16 protein-coding genes and 1 tRNA gene are annotated in these 18741 nt (G+C 56.9%); 9 read left to right on the top strand and 8 right to left on the bottom strand.

The genetic code is table 11. From position 1 onward, the window contains the following. Positions 1-5: 5 nt before the first annotated feature. Genes BM316_RS11150 through tsaD form a run of 4 tightly spaced genes read right to left on the bottom strand, consistent with a single transcriptional unit; the run spans position 6 to position 2739 of the window. Positions 6-425 (bottom strand): EVE domain-containing protein, encoded by a 420-nt coding sequence (locus BM316_RS11150; protein ID WP_090208378.1) that lies wholly within the window; start codon positions 423-425, stop codon positions 6-8. After that, positions 425-697 (bottom strand): YciI family protein, encoded by a 273-nt coding sequence (locus tag BM316_RS11145; RefSeq protein WP_090208377.1) that lies wholly within the window; start codon positions 695-697, stop codon positions 425-427. Before BM316_RS11145 ends, BM316_RS11150 begins: the two co-directional genes overlap by 1 nt. Beyond that, a complete protein-coding gene (locus BM316_RS11140) occupies positions 698-1660 on the bottom strand; it encodes an NAD(P)H-dependent glycerol-3-phosphate dehydrogenase (RefSeq protein WP_090208373.1) in 963 nt (320 codons plus the stop codon). It abuts the gene before it with no gap. Continuing rightward, positions 1657-2739, bottom strand: coding sequence for a tRNA (adenosine(37)-N6)-threonylcarbamoyltransferase complex transferase subunit TsaD (gene tsaD / locus BM316_RS11135; RefSeq protein WP_090208370.1), 1083 nt, complete (start codon positions 2737-2739; stop codon positions 1657-1659). The genes BM316_RS11140 and tsaD overlap by 4 nt, the downstream gene beginning before the upstream one ends. Before the next feature lie 68 nt (positions 2740-2807). Here tsaD and BM316_RS11130 point away from each other — a divergent pair, with 68 nt between their 5' ends. From BM316_RS11130 to BM316_RS11085, 9 genes are all read left to right on the top strand, one after another. Further along, positions 2808-3512 (top strand): uroporphyrinogen-III synthase, encoded by a 705-nt coding sequence (locus BM316_RS11130; RefSeq protein ID WP_242649884.1) that lies wholly within the window; start codon positions 2808-2810, stop codon positions 3510-3512. Positions 3513-3700: 188 nt separating this feature from the next. Further along, the gene (locus BM316_RS11125) at positions 3701-4810 is read left to right on the top strand and encodes a COG4223 family protein (RefSeq protein WP_131802576.1); all 1110 of its coding nucleotides are present in this window, start codon (positions 3701-3703) and stop codon (positions 4808-4810) included. Between the two features lie 11 nt (positions 4811-4821). Beyond that, positions 4822-6288: a heme biosynthesis protein HemY gene (locus BM316_RS11120; protein ID WP_090208364.1), complete on the top strand. Its 1467-nt coding sequence runs from the start codon at positions 4822-4824 to the stop codon at positions 6286-6288. A 43-nt stretch (positions 6289-6331) separates the two neighbouring features. Next, a tRNA-Thr gene (locus BM316_RS11115) sits at positions 6332-6407 on the top strand. A gap of 105 nt (positions 6408-6512) precedes the next feature. Next, positions 6513-8243: a sensor histidine kinase gene (locus BM316_RS11110; protein WP_090208362.1), complete on the top strand. Its 1731-nt coding sequence runs from the start codon at positions 6513-6515 to the stop codon at positions 8241-8243. 2 nt (positions 8244-8245) lie between these two features. Continuing rightward, a complete protein-coding gene (locus tag BM316_RS11105) occupies positions 8246-9583 on the top strand; it encodes a sigma-54-dependent transcriptional regulator (RefSeq protein WP_242649882.1) in 1338 nt (445 codons plus the stop codon). A gap of 125 nt (positions 9584-9708) precedes the next feature. Then, positions 9709-10716, top strand: a complete 1008-nt coding sequence (locus BM316_RS11100) for a TAXI family TRAP transporter solute-binding subunit (protein WP_090208359.1) — start codon at positions 9709-9711, stop codon at positions 10714-10716. Positions 10717-10784: 68 nt separating this feature from the next. Continuing rightward, a complete protein-coding gene (locus BM316_RS11095; protein WP_090208357.1) occupies positions 10785-12896 on the top strand; it encodes a TRAP transporter permease in 2112 nt (703 codons plus the stop codon). Positions 12897-13089: 193 nt separating this feature from the next. After that, the gene (locus tag BM316_RS11085) at positions 13090-15315 is read left to right on the top strand and encodes an NADP-dependent isocitrate dehydrogenase (RefSeq protein ID WP_090208352.1); all 2226 of its coding nucleotides are present in this window, start codon (positions 13090-13092) and stop codon (positions 15313-15315) included. A 63-nt stretch (positions 15316-15378) separates the two neighbouring features. On the opposite strand, the gene rfbA is transcribed toward BM316_RS11085, so the two are convergent. The 4 genes from rfbA to rfbC are packed head-to-tail and all read right to left on the bottom strand — an operon-like array spanning position 15379 to position 18737. Further along, positions 15379-16281, bottom strand: coding sequence for a glucose-1-phosphate thymidylyltransferase RfbA (gene rfbA / locus BM316_RS11080; RefSeq protein ID WP_090208349.1), 903 nt, complete (start codon positions 16279-16281; stop codon positions 15379-15381). 4 nt (positions 16282-16285) lie between these two features. Further along, complete coding sequence (rfbD, locus tag BM316_RS11075; protein WP_090208345.1) at positions 16286-17131, bottom strand: dTDP-4-dehydrorhamnose reductase; 846 nt, start codon at positions 17129-17131, stop codon at positions 16286-16288. Beyond that, on the bottom strand, positions 17128-18168 hold the full coding sequence (rfbB, locus tag BM316_RS11070) for a dTDP-glucose 4,6-dehydratase (protein ID WP_090208341.1): 1041 nt from the start codon (positions 18166-18168) through the stop codon (positions 17128-17130). Before rfbB ends, rfbD begins: the two co-directional genes overlap by 4 nt. Beyond that, positions 18165-18737, bottom strand: coding sequence for a dTDP-4-dehydrorhamnose 3,5-epimerase (rfbC, locus tag BM316_RS11065; protein WP_090208336.1), 573 nt, complete (start codon positions 18735-18737; stop codon positions 18165-18167). Before rfbC ends, rfbB begins: the two co-directional genes overlap by 4 nt. Between the last annotated feature and the right edge of the window lie 4 nt (positions 18738-18741).

Below are 18741 nucleotides of genomic sequence, written 5' to 3'. Positions count from 1 at the left end.
TGCGACTAGGGGTCCGTTTGGCCCATCTCGCAAATGATTTGCCATTCCTGTTCTGTCACCGGCTGGACCGAAAGGCGTGAATTTTTGACGAGCACCATGTCCGAGAGACGTTCATCGGCTTTGATGGCATCAAGGCTGACTGGCACGGTAAAGGGACGAAGTGCTTTGATATCGACGCATTCCCAACGGGGGTCATCAGTGGTGGTATCCGGATGTGCCTCTGCGCAGACCTCGACAATACCCACGATCTCAAGGCCGCTGCGTGAATGGTAGAAGAATCCCTTCTCGCCCAGTTTCATCTCCCGCATGTTATTGCGGGCCTGATAATTGCGCACGCCGTCCCATTGCTCGCCTTTGTCGCCCTTTGCAACTTGCGCATCCCAACCCCAGACGTCGGGTTCTGATTTAAACAGCCAGTAGGCCATCAGCCGATCACCTTCTTCCAGGCACGCAGTGTAACTTCACTGAAAAGGCCCGCTTTGGCATAGGGATCATTGTCAGCCCAGTTTTGCGCTGTCACCAGGTCGTCTACGTCAAGGATAATCAGCGAGCCGCACATCTGGCCTTCGTCATCCAGCACGGGGCCGGCTATTTCCACTACACCGGTCTCGGCTATGTAGGCGAGATGAGCCTCCCGATTGTCGAGCCGCGTCTGCAATGCCCCTGGCTTGTCTTTTGTCATCAGCGCAAATCGCATCTATTCCTCCTTCAGTGGACGTGAAAGCAATGTATCAAGTGCTGTGCGAATGTCTGTGTGGCCGTCAACGAGATCGGCAACAACCGTCGAGATTGGCATGTCGATCTTGCGAGTTTGTGCCAGTTGTTTGACGGCGCGGGCAGTGGCCGCACCTTCAACCGTGGTCGTTTTGTCAAAGCTTTCGTTCCGGCCCAATGACAGCCCAAAGCGGTAGTTGCGGGACTGATCTGACGTGCACGTCAGAACGAGGTCACCGAAACCAGACAATCCGGCCAGTGTGTCGGCCTCTCCACCGAGTTGGAGTGCGAGCCGCTGCATCTCTGGAAATCCGCGCGTAATCAACGCCGCGCGTGCGCTTTCGCCAAAACCCGCGCCAATCGCGATCCCTGACGCGATTGCCATGACGTTCTTCAACGCGCCACCCAATTCCGCGCCAACCGTATCGGTCGTTCGGTATAGGCGAAGGCTATTTGTCGAAAGTGCCTTTTGCAGAACCTGTCCCTGCGCATCATCACCGCAGGCGAGGGTCAAAGCTGTCGGCAATCCTTTTGCGATGTCGGCTGCAAAACTCGGTCCTGTGAGCATTGCAGCGGTCGCACCCGGAACAACGTCTTGGATCGTCGTCGCGGGCCCGGTCATCCGTGTCAGGTCGATGCCCTTACAACAGGCGACCAGCGCCTTCCCAGATAGACTGTCCCGGTGTTCAGCAAGAAAGCCCGGTAAAGTCTGAGCGGGTATCGCTATCAGGATCGTATCACAGGTCAGCAATGGTGCGATTTCGGTCGAAGCTTCGACACTCGGAGGTATCTCAATGTTGGGCAAACGCGAGTTGGTACGAAATCGAACTATTTGGTCAACTGTGTCACCACCCCGCGCCCAAAGCGTCACCTGCCTGCCGTTCAGGGCAAGCGCAACGGCCAGTGCAGTGCCGAATGCGCCTCCGCCCGCGATCCCGATCTTCATGCCTTCGCCCCTTTCTTGCCTGAGCCAAGCATGGGCGTTGCCCGCTGATCAAGCGGCCAGCGCGGCCGTGCGGAGAAAGACAGGTCGTCTTGTTCGCCAGCGGCCATCTTCTCGAGTCCAGCATAGGCAATCATTGCTGCGTTGTCCGTGCAAAGACGGAGTGGCGGCGCGATAAATGACACATTCGCTTTCTGACAAAGGTCCATAAGCCCCTGCCGGATCGCACCATTGGCCGCAACGCCGCCAGCAATGGCAAAGCTAGGCGCATCAGGTGACAGACGCAGATAGCTGTCGACCGCGCGACGGGTCTTCTCAATCAGGACATCCGCCACTGCCGCCTGAAAACTTGCCGCCAGATCAGATTGATCTTTGACGGTCAGGCCATTCTTTTCGGCAACAACGGCGTCACGTGCACGCAGGATCGCTGTTTTCAATCCAGAGAATGACATATCGCATCCTGCCTGATTAAAAAGCGGTCGGGGAAGAGGGAAACGTTTTGGGTCGCCGTCAGCCGCCGCCTTTTCAACTGAGGGGCCGCCTGGCTGGGGCAGGCCGAGAAGACGGGCGGTTTTATCGAAGGCCTCGCCAGGAGCATCGTCAATCGTGCCTCCGAGCCGCTCATACTCATCGTGGGATTTGACGATCAGAAACTGGCAGTGCCCGCCAGATACCAACAACATCAGATAAGGATAGGCAATCTGATCTGTCAGGCGCGGCGTCAAGGCGTGACCGGCCAGGTGATTGACACCAACAAGCGGAAGACCTGTCGCCGCAGCCAAACCCTTGGCGCACATCACGCCTGACAAGACGCCTCCGATCAGGCCCGGTCCGGCTGTCACGGCAATGCCATCAAGGTCCGCCAGCTTGAGTTGGGCGATGCTCAAGGCTTCCTCGACAGCATGGTCCAGTTTTTCGGCATGCGCGCGGGCAGCAATCTCGGGCACCACACCGCCAAAGTCTGCATGTAAAGATGTCTGGCCGTAAACGACATTCGAAAGGACCGAGTTACCGCGCACGACCGCTGCCGCGGTATCATCGCAGCTGCTTTCGATGCCCAAAATCGTCAGTGCGTCGGTCATTGCTTGTCCGGTTGCGTGTTGGTGCAACGCAGGTAACACTGTGGATACGCGCAAACAATGGTGCCTCGATGACCCCCACTCTCTTGCTGACACGACCGGAGGGTCAGAATGCGCCTTTTGCAAAGACCGTCGAAGCGCGCATTCAGGGGGCTCTAAAGGTCATCGGGTCGCCACTTTTGGAGATCTGTTTCTTCGAGGTAGCCAAGCCAAAGGCAGACGCGGTCATCTTGACGTCACTGCATGGCGTCAGAGCAGCCAAGCGACTTGGGCTCAATGATGGACGCACCGCATGGTGTGTCGGCCAAAAGACATCAGAAGCCGCAGGAGAATCGGGATTTGCGGCAATCACAGGTCCGGGCGACGCGCATGGTCTGGCCTCAAGTATCATTAGTGCACGTCCTGAAGGCACGCTTGCCCATATTCGCGGCACCTATACGCGGGGGCAGATTGCCGAAAAATTGAAAGACGCGGGCCTGAACTGCCATGATGTTGTTGCCTATGAGCAGAAAGCTCTCGCTCTCTCACCAGAGGCGCGCGAGTGCCTTGATCAAAGCGCACCCGTGGTCGTCCCCCTCTTTTCACCGCGCACAGCCGACATATTTATGAAACAAGGGCCGTTCAAAGCCCCTTTGTCTCTCGTTGCGATGAGCAAGGCAGTTCAGGACGCGACGGCGGAACGACCTGTCGCGGAGATGCGTTTGGCAAAGAAACCTGATGCCGCTTCCATGACAGACGCGGTTGTGCAGGCGCTGAAGGCGCTCGATCTTAGCTGACAGAATGTCGCAGCTTGCTTGAGGGTCGGAGGGAGGCGGGCTACTCTGTTGTATCACCTGCGCATTTTGGCGGGTGGGGGCGGTGAAAGGGTGAAAACGTGGCAAAACAGCCAACCAAGGACCAAAAGAGGTCCAAGAAGACGGACGAAACAACTGAAACGGCCCCAGACTCTACCGAATCGGTTGGTGTGTCTGATCCGCATGTTGATGCGATTCCACCCGAAGTGCATGCCTCAAACTCGGATCCTGCCCCTGATGAAGCCCCCGCCGTTGAGGAACCGACACTGGCTCCGTCCGTGCCACCGGTGCAGAACGAGAGACCTGTCGATGCGGCACCTAAAAGCACAACGCCGCCGCCCAAGACAGGTATGAGCAGTTTCCTTCCTTTGGCGCTGGGCGGATTATTTGCGGGCGCCATTGGCTATGCGGTCGCAACGCTGACAACGCCCACTTCTGATGATGGGGTTGCGGTTACGCTGTCGCAACAAGGGGCTGCAATTGAAGCCCTGGAGGCGCAGTTGGACACGCAGCCCAACTTCGATACGTCCGAGATCGAAGAAGCGATGAATGCGCGGCTTGACGATCTTTCGGCGTCGATCGCCGATATTGCTGCGCGTATAGAAGATCTTGAAAGTCGTCCTGCTGCTGTGCCGTCAGGTGACCCCGAAGCAAGCGCCGCGGTCACTGCCGAAATGGATGCGCTGCGTGCGCAGATCGCCGATATGACAAATGCAGCACAAGCGGAACTGGACGAGGCCCGTGCTGCAGCCGCTGCGATTGAGGAAAACGCTGCTGCCGCTGCCCGGAACGCTGCGGCCCGTGCGGCTTTGGCGCGGATCCAGACTGCAATGGAAAGCGGTGCACCAATCGGTGCAGCACTCGCAGACCTCGAAGAGGTGTTGGATGAGCCTGTCCCCGACGCTCTTCTGGCTGTCGAGGATGGTGTTGTCACATTGCCAGCATTGCAGGACTCCTTCTCTGAGGTTGCGCGCGAAGCGCTCGCAACCGCACGCTCAGAAGGCGTTGCAGGTGAAGCGACGACAGGCTTCGGCGCATTCCTGCGCAACCAGTTTGATGTCAGGTCAACCGCACCACGCGACGGCGATGATGCGGATGCCGTACTCTCTCGGGCTGAAGCCGCGTTGCGCAGTGGGCGTTTGTCTGATGCGCTTGCAGAACTCAGTGCCTTGCCAGAGGTCGCCCGCGCTGAAATGTCGGACTGGCTTGCACAGGCAGAAGCCCGCGCGAGTGCAGTGGCAGCCGTCGATGTCCTTTCTTCAAACCTTTCTGATAATTAAAGGCGCTGAATATGCTTTGGTCTCTCATTAAAATCCTTGCATTTGTCGCCGCTATCACTGCGCTGACCTATGGCGGCACGCAGCTTATGGAAGTTGACGGTGGCGCCACGATTGACGTCGCAGGACAGGAATTCACGTTGAGCCCGCTCGAGATGGTCTTCGCCTTTGTTGCGTTGATCGTAGCAGTCTGGGTCGGATTGAAGCTTCTGGCGCTGCTGGTCGCGACATTCAAATTCCTCAATGGCGATGAAACTGCGATTTCGCGCTATTTCGACCGCAATCGCGAGCGAAAGGGTTATGAGGCCCTGAGCGAGGGGATGATGGCGCTTGCCTCTGGCGAAGGTCATCTGGCCATGACAAAGGCCGCCCGCGCGGAAAAATACCTGCAGCAGCCGCAACTGACGAACCTGCTCACAGCGCAGGCGGCTGAGATGACAGGTGACCGACGCAAGGCAGAGGAGACCTACAAGAAGCTGCTTATCGACGACAAAACCCGTTTTGTCGGTGTGCGTGGCATCATGAAACAGAAGCTTTCGGAGGGTGATACGGACCTGGCGCTCGAACTTGCCAAGAAAGCGTTCGCGCTGAAGCCACGACACGAAGAAACGCAAGATGTTTTGTTGCGGCTGCAGGCGGAGAAATCCGACTGGAGCGGTGCGCGCGAAACACTTGCAGCAAAGCTGAAATCCGGCGGGTTGCCGCGGGACGTGCATAAACGTCGTGATGCTGTTCTGGCCCTGTCAGAAGCGCGCGATGTCCTTGATGAGGGCAAAACGATTGAGGCGCGCGAGGCTGCTATTCAGGCAAACCGTCTTTCCCCAGACCTGATCCCGGCAGCGATCATGGCTGCGCAAGGATATATCGGCGACGGAAACAGCCGCTACGCCGCTCGTGTGCTGACCAAAGCTTGGGGCGTGCAGCCACATCCCGACATTGCAGCCGCCTATGCTGAAATCGCACCGGACGAGAACGCGACCGAGCGGCTCAAGCGGTTCAAGGCGCTGACGAAAACAACGCCAAACCATCCTGAGACCAAAATGCTGATGGCAGAGCTGCATATTGCGGCAGAAGACTTCCCCGAGGCGCGCCGCGCAATTGCTGATTTGGTCGATCAAGACCCCTCCGCGCGCGTGCTGACGCTGATGGCGGCGATCGAGCGCGGTGAGGGTGCTGACGATTCAGTTGTGCGCGGATGGTTGACCCGCGCTTTGACAGCGCCAAGGGGGCCGCAATGGATCTGTGACAATTGCCAGAACATTCATGCGCAGTGGCGCGCGACCTGCGACAACTGCGGATCCTTCGATACCCTGTCGTGGAAGACACCTCCGACCAGTGAAGTTGCGATGCCGGTTGGCACCGAAATGCTGCCATTGATTGTTGGACAGTCGTCAACCCCTGAGGTCGTGCCAGCGGAAATCGTAGAAGCCGAAGACGTGACCGATCCGCCGCAAGCTGTCGACGAAGAAGAGAAGAAATAGGCCTTTTCGCACGTCCGGCGCAGTGCTAAGAGAGCGCCGGTTGGCCGCTGTAGCTCAGCTGGTAGAGCACGTCATTCGTAATGATGGGGTCGTAGGTTCGAGTCCTATCAGCGGCACCACCGCCCTCCATAAGATGGGGTCTTACAGGCCTGTGATTTTGCGTTATCGTCGCTCAAGCGCGGCATGGCTCGTGCGATGGCCTACGCAATCTGTCTCACGGACCTATGGATCAGACCCTTAGCCACACCCAGAACCCGCAGGCCACGCGACGGGCGATCCAACTCTTGGCGGCGGTTGCGGTTTTGATCGCATTGTCAGCCGCTGGTTTTGCCGGGCTTTCAAGCTTCTTTCAGGCCGAAAAACTGCGTGAAACTCCTGCGCGGGCGCAGTTCTTCGCAGGGGCGATTGATGATGCGCTCTCACGGCTCGCTCATTTGCCCTATGTGCTTTCGATCGATCCCGGAACACTTGCAGCCCTGCGCACCGGTGATGCAGACCGTCTAAACCCGACGCTGGCAGCGATTGCCGAGCGGTCGGGGGCTGAGTTCGTCTTTCTCATGGATACCAATGGCAAAACGCTTGCGTCGTCAAACTATGACGATGCTGATAGCCTCGTCGGCAGATACTATACCTTTCGTCCCTATTTCCGTGAAGCGATGGAAGGCCGCCAGGGGCGGTTCTACGCCGTTGGTGTCACAACCGGCAGGCCCGGTTACTTCATCGCCGAACCGGTGAAAGACGAAAGCGGCACGACGTTTGGCGTCGTCGTTGTCAAAGTGCCTGTGCGCGACCTCAGTCGGACGATTGTCGATAGTGGCGATCTGGTCCTGGTGACCAATCGGGAAGGTGTCGTGCTTGCGGCCTCGGAGCCGGATTTCGTCTATGGGTTGGTTGCTCCTCTCGATTCGAATGCGGCAAACCGGCTGGAGGAACAGCAGCAGTTCGGAAATAAACTTCTCCGGCCGCTTGATTGGCAAGTTCATGACGATGGGCGACTGACATTGGCTGGCGTGAGCTATCTCAGAACACCTGCCGCGCTCGCGCAAGAAGACTGGACGGTCCATCTGTTGTCGAATGTTGCTGACATTCGCCGTCAGGCCCTGCTTTTCGTGGCGATTGCGCTGACTGCCACTCTGTCACTGATTATTGCGGCAGCCCTCTGGCGGGCTTCGCAACTTCGCCGCGCACTTGCTATTTCTGACGCTGACCGCCTGCGGCTTGAGACGGAAATCAGTGATCGCAAAATCGCAGAAGCCAAACTGGAGAAAGCGCGAGCGGAACTCAGTCGCAAGAACCGGTTGGCGGCCTTGGGACAGCTATCCGCCTCCATTACGCATGAACTCGGTCAACCGATATCTGCGATGCGCAACTATCTCACGGCAGAGGAGATCGCCAGGGATGCTGTCCCCGGAAGCTTCGCGCCGCAACTGACAGGACTGGTTGAACGCATGCAACGGATTGTCGATCAACTCCGGCTTTTTGGGCGCAACGATCCGGCGCAGATGGGGTCGTTCGTGGTGCAGGATGCAGTCGAGAACGCTTTAACACTTGTCAAACATACCGCTGAGGCGGCGAATGTGAGTGTGGCAGTTGATCTGGCCTCTGACCCGCTCAAAACACGAGGTTTGTCCACGCGGTTCGAACAAGTGATCGTCAACCTCTTGCGTAACGCGATCGACGCTGTTGAGGGCGAGAGTGAAGGTAGAATTGAGCTGCGATTGATGGATGCCGACGAGATCATCCTCGAGGTCGCCGACAATGGCCGCGGCTTGGGTGATTTGCGCATGGAAGACCTGTCGGAACCTTTCTTCAGCACGAAACCTTCCGGCGAAGGAATGGGGCTTGGTCTTGCGATCTCGGCGCAAATCATCAATGAAATGGGCGGAACGCTTGACGCAAGAACAGGTGTCGGGGGTGGCGCGATCTTTAGCGTCAGACTGCCAAGGGTGGGTTGACTGTGCCAGATGCATTTACGGCTTTTGTCATCGATGATGACCGCGAGATGCGGGACTCGCTTGGTGTCTTGCTTGAACGTGCCGGGTGGCAAGTGACCAGATTTCAGGCCGCGTCCGCAGCTTTGGAACGTCTCGCAGCGCTCTCCCCGGATGTCATTCTTTCAGATGTGCGTATGCCAGCGATGTCAGGCATGGATCTTTTGGACCGGCTGCAAGGCAATGAGGATCCACCACTTGTTCTGATCTCGGCCCATGCGGATATTCCGATGGCTGTCGATGCGATCCAGAAGGGTGCGTATTCATTTCTTGAAAAACCTTTCGAACCGCGGCGGCTTTTGACGATCATCAGACATGCGGCCGAACAGCACCGCTTGCGCCGGTCCGCGCAGCAGATGCGGACGCAGCTTGTGGCGCTATCGGGTCTGGATAGGGTTTTGTTGGGCAACAGTCCTGCTGTGACCCAACTCAAGCAGGACGCAATTGATCTGGCCGTAGCGAAAGGGCCCGTTCTGATCACAGGTCAAACAGGAACGGGGAAAGAGGTTGTTGCGCGTGCGCTGCATCGGCTTGGGCCGCGAAGCGAGCGCCCGTTTGTTGCGCTGAACTGTGCCACCTTGAGCGCCGATCGCATGGAAGAACAAGTTTTCGGAGTGGTAGACGGCCAGCAGGGTGTGTTTCGTAAATCGGACGGTGGGACACTTTTTCTGGATGAAGTGGGTACGATATCAATTGAAGTGCAGGCCAAACTACTACGTGTGCTTGAGACGAGCGAGTTTCAGCCTGTCGGCAGCGACCGGGACGTAAGGGTCGATGTGCGCGTCATTGCGGCATCGAACGAGGACCTTGAATGCCGGGTTGCGGAGGGCAGGTTCAGGTCTGATTTTCTATACCGTCTGAACACGTTTCATCTGCATCTTCCGCCGCTGACCGAACGCGGAGACGATATCGTTTTCCTGTTCCAGCATTTTGTGGCGCAACTGTCTGAAACTTACGAGATTGCACCGCCTGAACTGAGTGCAGACGATGCGGCAGCATTGCTGGCCCATGATTGGCCGGGCAATGTCCGCGAATTACGGCATGTTGCGGAACGACGCGTTCTGGCAGCACGCCGCGGGGGCGGCTCAGTTGCGGCGGCATTGCAAAATGATAGCTCACACGACGATGTCCCGGCGACTTTGCGTGACGCTGTTGCGCGCTTCGAGCGTACGCTGATCGGGCAGGCGATCCGGTCTCATGAGGGACGTATGGACGCTGTGGCTGAAGCGCTTGGCATCGGGCGTCGCACGCTGAACGAAAAGATCGTCAAGCTCGGTCTGGAAAAGTCAGATTTCCTGAATTGAGCCTCTGCGGATATCCGCAGAGATGTTAGCGCAGACACTGCGGATTGCTTCATATCGGGACAAAACGCCTATGCGTACTATAGTTTTCATATTCCCCACCGGTGGGGAGATTCTGGGAGGAAACCATGAAAACATTGAAGACAGCCCTTGTCGCTGCGACGCTTTCGGTGACAGGCGTAGGTGCTTATGCACAGGACGACGCAAACTACATCCTCGCGACCGCATCAACTGGCGGAACCTATTATCCAGTTGGCGTGGCGCTCGCGACGCTGGCAAAGGTCAAGCTGGAGCCGCGGGATGGTATCGGCATGTCGGCGATCAGCTCCGCAGGTTCGGGTGAAAACGTCCGTTTGATCCGCGAAGGCGAAGCACAGTTCGGTATCATGCAGGGCCTGTTCGGCTACTACGCTGCGACAGGCACCGGCCCGCTCGAAGAGTCTGGCCCGCAGGAGAACCTCCGTTCTGTGACGATGCTGTGGCAGAACGTTGAGCACTTCCTTGTCTCTTCCGACGTAGCAGGCGACGGAACCGTCGGCGTGCTGGCCGACCTCAAGGGTGAGGCGATGGCGATGGGCCGCCAGAACTCTGGCACGATCGGGTCAAACCGCACGATCCTCAGCGGATTTGGTATTGATCTCGATGCCGACTATGAACTGGTGTTCGGTGGTTATGGTCCGTCGGCCGAGGCATTGCAAAACGGTCAGGTCAAAGGGATCGGGACACCGGCCGGTGTGCCAGTGGGCGCAGTCAGCCAGCTGATGGCCTCTGCCGGTGACAGCGTGACCTTGCTCAGCTTCACAGAAGAGCAAATGGAAATCGCTGACGGTGGCCGCGGTCTTTGGACACCTTACACCATTCCGGCTGGCACATACCCCGGACAGGATGCGGACGTGCAGACAATCGCACAGCCGAACTTTCTTGCCACAAGCGCTGACCTGCCGGAAGAGCATGTCTACCTGCTGACCAAGACCATCTACGAGAACCTACCGTTCCTGCAGGCAATCCATCCGGCAACCAAGGCGATGGCGATCGAGAGCGCGATTGCAGGTTTGCCTCTGCCACTGCACCCTGGTGCGGCACGCTACTATCAGGAAGTCGGTCTCGACATTCCTGAGCGTCTGATCGCGCAGTAAGGCGACAGAATACTGTCCGGCCCGCACCTAGGTGCGGGCCGGTTTGGTTTCAGGGGAGGGAACCTTAAATGGCAGAGCAAGAAGAACAGCAATCTGCAGCACTGCGCAGTTTCGATGGGATCGGTAACATCGCGCTTTCGATAGCGTGTTTTCTGATCGCGGTTGGGCATCTGTACGTTGCTTTTGATCCCGGCCTCTTGTCCGAGCTTCAGCGCAATGCGTTCCACTTTGCCGGTTTCGCCGCTCTTGCGGCACTTCTCTACCCGATGTGGCGGACAGCCAGTGGGGGAAAAGCTCCGGTTGGCCTTGATGCTGTCCTTGGCGTCCTTGTCGCCGCATCAGCGATCTGGCTCGCCTTCGCGGAGAACGCGATTTACGATCGGGGCGTGAAGTTTTCGACAGCGGACTGGGTCGCTGCGGTCATCTGTATTCTGGGTGCAATTGAACTCACCCGTCGCGTCGCCGGATTGATCATCCCCATCCTTATCATTCTAGCGCTTAGCTACGTGGCTTTCTGGGGGCAGTTCATCGGCGGTGTTTTCGCCTTCCCCGGTCTCAGCCTTGAGACAGTGGCGTTCCGCTCGATCTATGGCGACGATGCGATGTTTGGCACAATCGCGCGGATCTCATCGACCTACGTCTTTCTTTTCATTATCTTCGGCGCCTTCCTGCTGCGCTCAGGCGCGGGTGAGTTTGTTATCAACCTAGCACGTGCTGTCGCAGGTAAACTTGTCGGCGGTCCGGGCATTGTGGCGGTGATTGCCTCCGGTCTGACCGGGACGATCTCTGGTTCGGCAGTTGCAAACACAGCATCGACTGGCGTGATCACGATCCCTTTGATGAAACGTGCCGGGTTTCAGCCCAAGTTCGCAGGTGGTGTTGAGGCGGCTGCTTCAACTGGCGGTCAGCTGATGCCGCCGATCATGGGCGCTGGTGCCTTCGTCATGGCCAGCTTCACGCAGATTCCCTACGAACATATTGTGGCTGTGGCTGCCCTGCCTGCCCTGCTCTATTTCCTGTCCGTCGCCTTCTTTGTCCGCATCGAAGCAAAGCGGAACAATCTGCCGCCGCTGCCTGATGAAGGTCAGACACTTGGATCTGCTTTTCGCGAAGGTGGTGCGAGTTTCGTGATCCCAATCGGGTTGCTGATCGGCTTGCTGGTGTCCGGCTACACCCCGACCTACGCCGCCATCTTTGGTATTGGTGCGGTGATCGTTTCCAGTTGGCTGACCAAGAACCCCATGGGGCCGCGCGCAGTTTTTGAGGCCTTTGTGATGGGCACCAAAGGGATGGTGTTGACGGCCGTCTTGCTGTGTTCTGTCGGCCTTGTGGTCAATGTGATCGCCACCGCTGGTGTGGGTAACACATTCAGCCTGATGATCGCAGATTGGGCAGGTGGGAACATCCTGATTGCCGTGATCCTGATTGCGCTGGCCAGCCTCGTTCTTGGTATGGGTTTGCCTGTGACCGCAGCCTACATCGTGCTTGCAACACTCTCTGCTCCCGCGCTGGCCGGAATGATCTCGGACCAGTTCGTGATCTCACAGCTTGCTGCTGGTGCTTTGTCTGAACCTGCCAAGGCGGTGCTGCTGTTTGGTGTTCCTGAACAGGCGGCGTTGCTTGCAGGCGAAGTCACCCGCCCAGAGGCCGCGGCACTCATCCAGTCTTTGCCGCTGGAGATTGCGGCACCCTTGCGTGATTTGACAGTCCCGCCAGAGGTCGCCATGTCGGCGCTGTTATCGGCGCACATGATCATCTTCTGGTTGTCGCAAGACAGTAATGTGACACCACCCGTCGCGTTGGCAGCATTCACTGCCGCAGCAATTGCAAAAGCGCCTGCAATGGCGACCGGTGTCGCAAGCTGGAAGCTGGCAAAGGGTCTCTACATTGTGCCGGTGCTTTTTGCCTACACTCCGTTCCTGTCAGGCAACTGGTCAGAGATGATCACGATCTTCGCTTTCGGTGTTGTTGGTGTCTACGGTCTGTCCGCCGCGTTGCAGGGCTGCATGGAAAAACCGTTCGGGGTTGTCATGCGGATTATCGTGGGCGTCGCCGGGGCTGCGGCCCTTTGGCCGGGATTGATGCTGGTCAACATCATTGGTGCTCTTGCTGTCATCGGTTTGCTGATCTTCAACATCAAATTCATGGGTCAGCAGACGGCGGCACCATCGGCGGCCTGACGCGAGGACAGCAAGTGCCGCATCTTGAGCGCGACAGGGCACGCCTGTGGCGAATTGCGCAGCCACTCAGGCTTGCTTTTGATTGTATGCCATTGTATGCGGAGCGGGAAATCAGATGTGCGATTCCTGTGCTTCACCCGCAGGTGTCTTTCGTTCATCTGAACAATGACGCCCGCAGAACGAGGACATTCCAATGTCGGACAAGACACTTCCAGATATCATTTACACAAAAACAGATGAAGCGCCGCAGCTTGCGTCAGCTTCTCTCTTGCCGATCCTTCAAAAGTTTCTTGGCGAAGCTGATATCACGATCGGAACGAAAGATATCTCGCTGGCTGGCCGAATCCTGTCCCAGTTTCCTGAAAACCTGACAGAAGAGCAGCGCGTAAACGATGATTTGGCGCTCTTGGGTGATGTGGTCAAAACCCCGGATGCAAACGTCATCAAGTTGCCGAACGTTTCTGCGTCTGTGCCTCAGTTGGTTGCTGCGGTGAAAGAACTTCAGGCACAGGGTTTTGACATTCCTGACTATCCTGAAGCGCCGCAAACAGACGCCGAAAAGGAAGCACGCAAGCGGTATGATGCGATCAAGGGGTCGGCTGTGAACCCTGTGTTGCGTGAAGGCAATTCAGACCGCCGCGCACCATCCTCGGTCAAGGCCTATGCAAAGGCGAACCCACACCGCATGGGGGAATGGAAGTCCGACAGCAAAACCAAGGTTTCAACCATGGGTGCGAACGACTTCTTTTCGAACGAGACATCGACAACTCTGACTGCAGAACAGGCATCTGGCAGCCTCAAGATCGAGCACACCGCCGAAGATGGCAGCGTGACTGTTCTGAAAGACGGCATTTCGATGCCGGAAGGCACCATCGTTGACGCGACTTTCATGTCGGCCAAGGCCCTCAAGGATTTCTTCCACGCGCAAATTGCCGACACACAGGCTGATGGCACGCTGTTCTCGCTGCACATGAAGGCCACGATGATGAAGGTCTCTGACCCGATCATCTTTGGTCATGCTGTTGTTGCCTATCTGCAGCCCGTGTTTGACAAATACGCCGACGACTTTGCGGCGGCTGGCATCAACCCGAACGGCGGTTTCGGCACGCTCTTTGCTGCCATCGCTGAAATGGAAAATGGTGCCGAGATTCAGGCTGAGATTGATGCCGTTCTGGCTGAGCGCCCGCCACTTTACATGGTGAATTCCGATCGTGGCATCACAAACCTCCATGTGCCGTCCGACGTCATCATCGATGCCTCTATGCCCGCCGTGATCCGCGCTGGCGGTAAGGGTTGGGGTCCGGACGGACAGGAAGACGATACGAACTGTGTCATCCCTGATAGCTCCTATGCGCCAGTCTATGCGGCATCGGTCGATTTCTGCAAAGCCAATGGCGCGCTGGACCCGACAACTGCAGGTACCGTGCAGAACGTCGGGTTGATGGCGCAAAAGGCCGAAGAATACGGCTCGCACCCGACAACCTTCGAAATACCTGCTAACGGTACGGTGCGCGTGATTGCTGGCAATGGTGATGTGCTGCACGAGCATAGCGTCGAAGCAGGCGACATCTGGCGCATGGCGTCATCCAGAAAAGCACCGATTGAGAACTGGATCCAATTGGCGCTCGATCGCATGGCCACGACCGGGTATGAGACCATCTTCTGGCTCGACCGCAACCGTGCACATGATGCGGAGTTGCTCAAGTATGTTGAACCTGCGCTCGAAGCCGCTGGCGTCGCCGACAAAGTGAAGATCATGGCGCCAAAAGAAGCGACAACACGTTCGTTCGAAGTGATTTACGCAGGCGACAATACAATTGCTGTCACTGGCAACGTCTTGCGCGATTACCTGACGGACCTCTTCCCGATCCTTGAGGTCGGCACTTCTGCCAAGATGCTGTCAGTCGTCGGTCTTATGAATGGTGGCGGCCTGTTTGAAACTGGTGCTGGTGGCTCGGCTCCGAAGCATGTTGAGCAGCTTGTCGGCGAAAACCACCTGCGTTGGGATAGCCTCGGTGAATTCTGTGCTTTGGGTGAAAGTCTGCGCGCACTCGCTTCGGCGAAAGCGAACCCCTCGGCAAAGGTTTTGGGCGATGCAGTTGATGCGGCCACTGAAAAGGTGCTTGCCGAAGGCCGTTCCCCGCAGCGCAAAGTGGGACAGCCTGACAATCGGCACAGCCACTACTGGTTTGCGCGCTATTGGGCTGAGGCTTTGGCAGCTCAAGACGAAGATGCGACCCTGGCAGAGAAGTTTGCTCCGCTGGCGCAAGCTTTGGCGGACAACGAGGCGGCAATTCTGGCTGAGCTTTCAGCAGGCAACGGTCAGACAGTCGATCTTGGCGGCTATTACAACCCGTCAGAAGAAAAGGCTGCTGCAGCCATGCGTCCATCGGCAACACTGAACGGACTGATCGGTTAAGGATCACGGAACGAGAAAGGGCGTGCTTTGGCACGCCCTTTTTGTCTGTATTGTAGCGGCGGATCAGGATGTGCGGGCTGTATCGCCGCCTGCACCGTCATCAGCCAGCTTTTCGAGATATGCGCCATAAGCACTTTTTGCGAAAAGTGCAGCCCGTTGGTGTAGGTCCGCCTGACTGATCCAGCCTTTCGCAAATGCAATCTCATCGGGACTGCCAACCTGCTGGCCTTGCCTTTCCGTGAGTGTTCGGACGAAATTCGACGCATCGAGCAAGCTGGCATGTGTGCCGGTATCAAGCCAAGCAAAGCCACGGCCCATGGTTTGCACACCAAGAGCGCCTTCCTTCAGATAACTTTCCAGCAGATTGGTGATCTCCAATTCGCCGCGTTCTGAGGGTTCGATCTGCTTGGCGCGCTCTGACGCTGTTCCATCAAGAAAATAGAGACCGGTCACGGCGTAATTTGACGCGGGCTGGGCTGGCTTTTCCTTAATCGAGCGGACGCGCCCGTTTTCGTCAAAACCGAGGATGCCATATCGATGGGGGTCGCTCACACGGTATCCAAAGACAGTCGCTGCTGTTTTCGCCGTATCCGCAGCTATTAGCTCTTCCGGCAAGCCATGGCCAAAGAAGATATTGTCACCGAGAACCATTGCACTCGGTGCGCCACTCAGGAATTGCTCCGCTAAAATATAAGCCTGTGCCAACCCGTCAGGGCTAGGCTGTGTGATATACGAAAGTGAAAGCCCCCATTGCGACCCGTCACCCAAAAGATTTTGGAATTGTGCCTGATCTTGTGGTGTCGTGATGATCGCAATGTCCTGGACCCCCGACAACATGAGCACGGAAAGCGGGTAATAGATCATGGGCTTGTCATAGACGGGCAAGAGCTGTTTTGAGATGCCCATCGTGATCGGGTAAAGGCGCGTGCCTGATCCGCCGGCAAGAATGATTCCTTTGCGTTTCATTGTGCTACCTTTCGCCCAAATCTGTCAGAACGTGACTGAGCGATTTACGCCAGTCTGGTCGAGAAATCCCGAAGTCGGCATACAAAGACCCGCAGTCCAGTCGTGAATTTCGCGGTCTTGCTGCTGGTGTCGGATAGTCCGATGTCGGAATAGGTGTCACTTGTATCTCACGCCCGGTTTGTCTGAAAACTTCATTAGCAAAGTCGGCCCAACTGACATCAGGCTTGCCGCTGAAGTGATAAGTGCCGCCGGTAGCCCCCTCAGTCATCTGTGCAGCCATCGACAGAAGGCAGTCGGCGATGTCATGGGCGGCAGTTGGACCGCCTATCTGATCCCCTACGATTGAGAGAGTGTCTCGCGTCTCGCTCAATTGCAGCATTGTCTTGACGAAGTTATTTCCGTGCGAAGAAAAAACCCACGAGGTGCGCAAAATCACATGGCGCCCCCCCATTGCTCGGACGGCCTTCTCACCTGCGGCCTTTGAGGCGCCGTAGATGTTGATAGGCGCAGTTGGAGCATCGGGTTTCCATGGCGTATCTCCATCTCCACAGAAGACGTAGTCAGTGGAGACTGTCAGAAATGGAATATCACGCGCTGCCGCAGCGGTTGCTATGGCGGCGGGGGCGATGGCGTTAATCGCGTACGCGGTGTCACGATCTGTCTCGGCGGCGTCAACGCCCGTATAGGCGGCGGCGTTGATAATCGCATCAGCGGTCGTCTTTTCGATAATCCGTTTGCATAGCTCAGGATTCAAAAGATCGGCCTGCTGTCGGTTCAGAGCTGTGACGCCATCTTTTGACTGTAGGGCCCTTCCTAACTGGCCATTTGCACCAAAGACGAGGACGTTCATTCAGCGGCCCCAAGACGTGTTCCAACACCATCCCGTTTCTGTAGTGCCTGCCACCAATCGGGATTATCGAGATACCATTGGACAGTCTTTTCCAACCCTTCTTCCAGCGTCACGGACGGCCGCCATCCGAGCTCTGTCCTGATCCGCGTCGGATCGATGGCATAGCGAAGATCGTGTCCGGGGCGGTCTTTGACAAATGTGATCTGCTCGGCGTATGGCGTCTTGTTCGGGCGCAAGCGATCAAGAATGGTGCAGATCATGCGAACCAGGTCGATGTTCCGCGCCTCGTTTTCACCACCGATATTATACGTCCGCCCAATCCGCCCATGCGCAAGCACTGTCAGAAGTGCATCTGCATGATCTTCAACGTAGAGCCAGTCGCGCACGTTTTCTCCCGCTCCGTAGATCGGGATATCTTTGCCGGACAATGCATTGAGGATCACGACCGGAATCAGCTTCTCGGGAAAATGGAAGGGTCCATAGTTGTTCGAGCAGTTGGTGATGAGCGTTGGCAGACCATAGGTCTCGGCCCACGCGCGAACCAAATGGTCTGAAGCCGCCTTGGAAGCGGAATAGGGGCTGTTTGGTGCGTAGGGTGTATTTTCTGTGAAAGCACCATCGGCGCCCAGCGAACCATAAACTTCATCAGTGGAAATATGGTGGAAGCGAAAGCCGTCAGGCTTTCCCTGTTTTGTCCAATAGCTGCGCGCGGCCTCAAGAAGTGTGTAAGTGCCGGTGACATTGGTCCTGATGAATGCGCCTGGACCGTCGATTGAACGGTCAACATGGCTTTCTGCAGCAAGATGCATGACCGCATTTGGTTTGTGCTCGGAAAACGTGGATTCCAGAGCGTCCCGATCACAAATGTCCGCATGGACGAATGTGTAATTCGGGTTGTCAGCGACAGTTGCGACGTTCTCAAGGCAGGCTGCATATGTCAGCGCATCAAGGTTTACGACCTGATGGCCCTGCGAAATTGCTAGCCTGACGACGGCTGAGCCGATAAACCCCGCGCCGCCTGTAATGAGGATCTTCATGCCTCTCTCATTTCATAAACAAAGGGGTTATCCAAATCCGCCAGCCGAACCGCCTGCGCGTCTTTCTCTGACAGGATCGCGTCTTCCCGCGATATACCCCAATCAATCCCGATGTCTGGATCGTCGAACTGCAGGCTACGATCGCACGCGGGTGCGTAGTAATCGCTGCATTTATAGATGATTTCGGTATCCGCCTCCAAGGTGACAAACCCATGCGCAAAGCCTGCAGGGATAAGCAATTGCCGGCCATTCTCGAACGATAGTTCTACCGAGACCCAACTTCCATAGAACGGGGACCCTTTGCGGATGTCGACTGCAATATCCAGCAAGCGCCCGCGGCCACAACGGACAAGCTTGGCTTGCGCATGCGGGGGCGTCTGGAAGTGTAATCCGCGAACCGTGCCGGCTTCGCGAGAAAGCGAGTGATTGTCTTGTACGAAGTCGAATTCAATGCCCTCTGAGGCCAAAGCGGCCCTGTTCCAGCTTTCACTAAAGAACCCGCGCTCATCACCGTGCCGTTTGGGTATGATCACCTTCACATCCGGGATGGAGGTCTTTTGAATTTCCACGAAG

The sequence above is a fragment of the Yoonia litorea genome (genome assembly GCF_900114675.1).
GTDB lineage: Bacteria > Pseudomonadota > Alphaproteobacteria > Rhodobacterales > Rhodobacteraceae > Yoonia > Yoonia litorea.
This window is presented reverse-complemented; position numbering and strand designations above follow the sequence as displayed.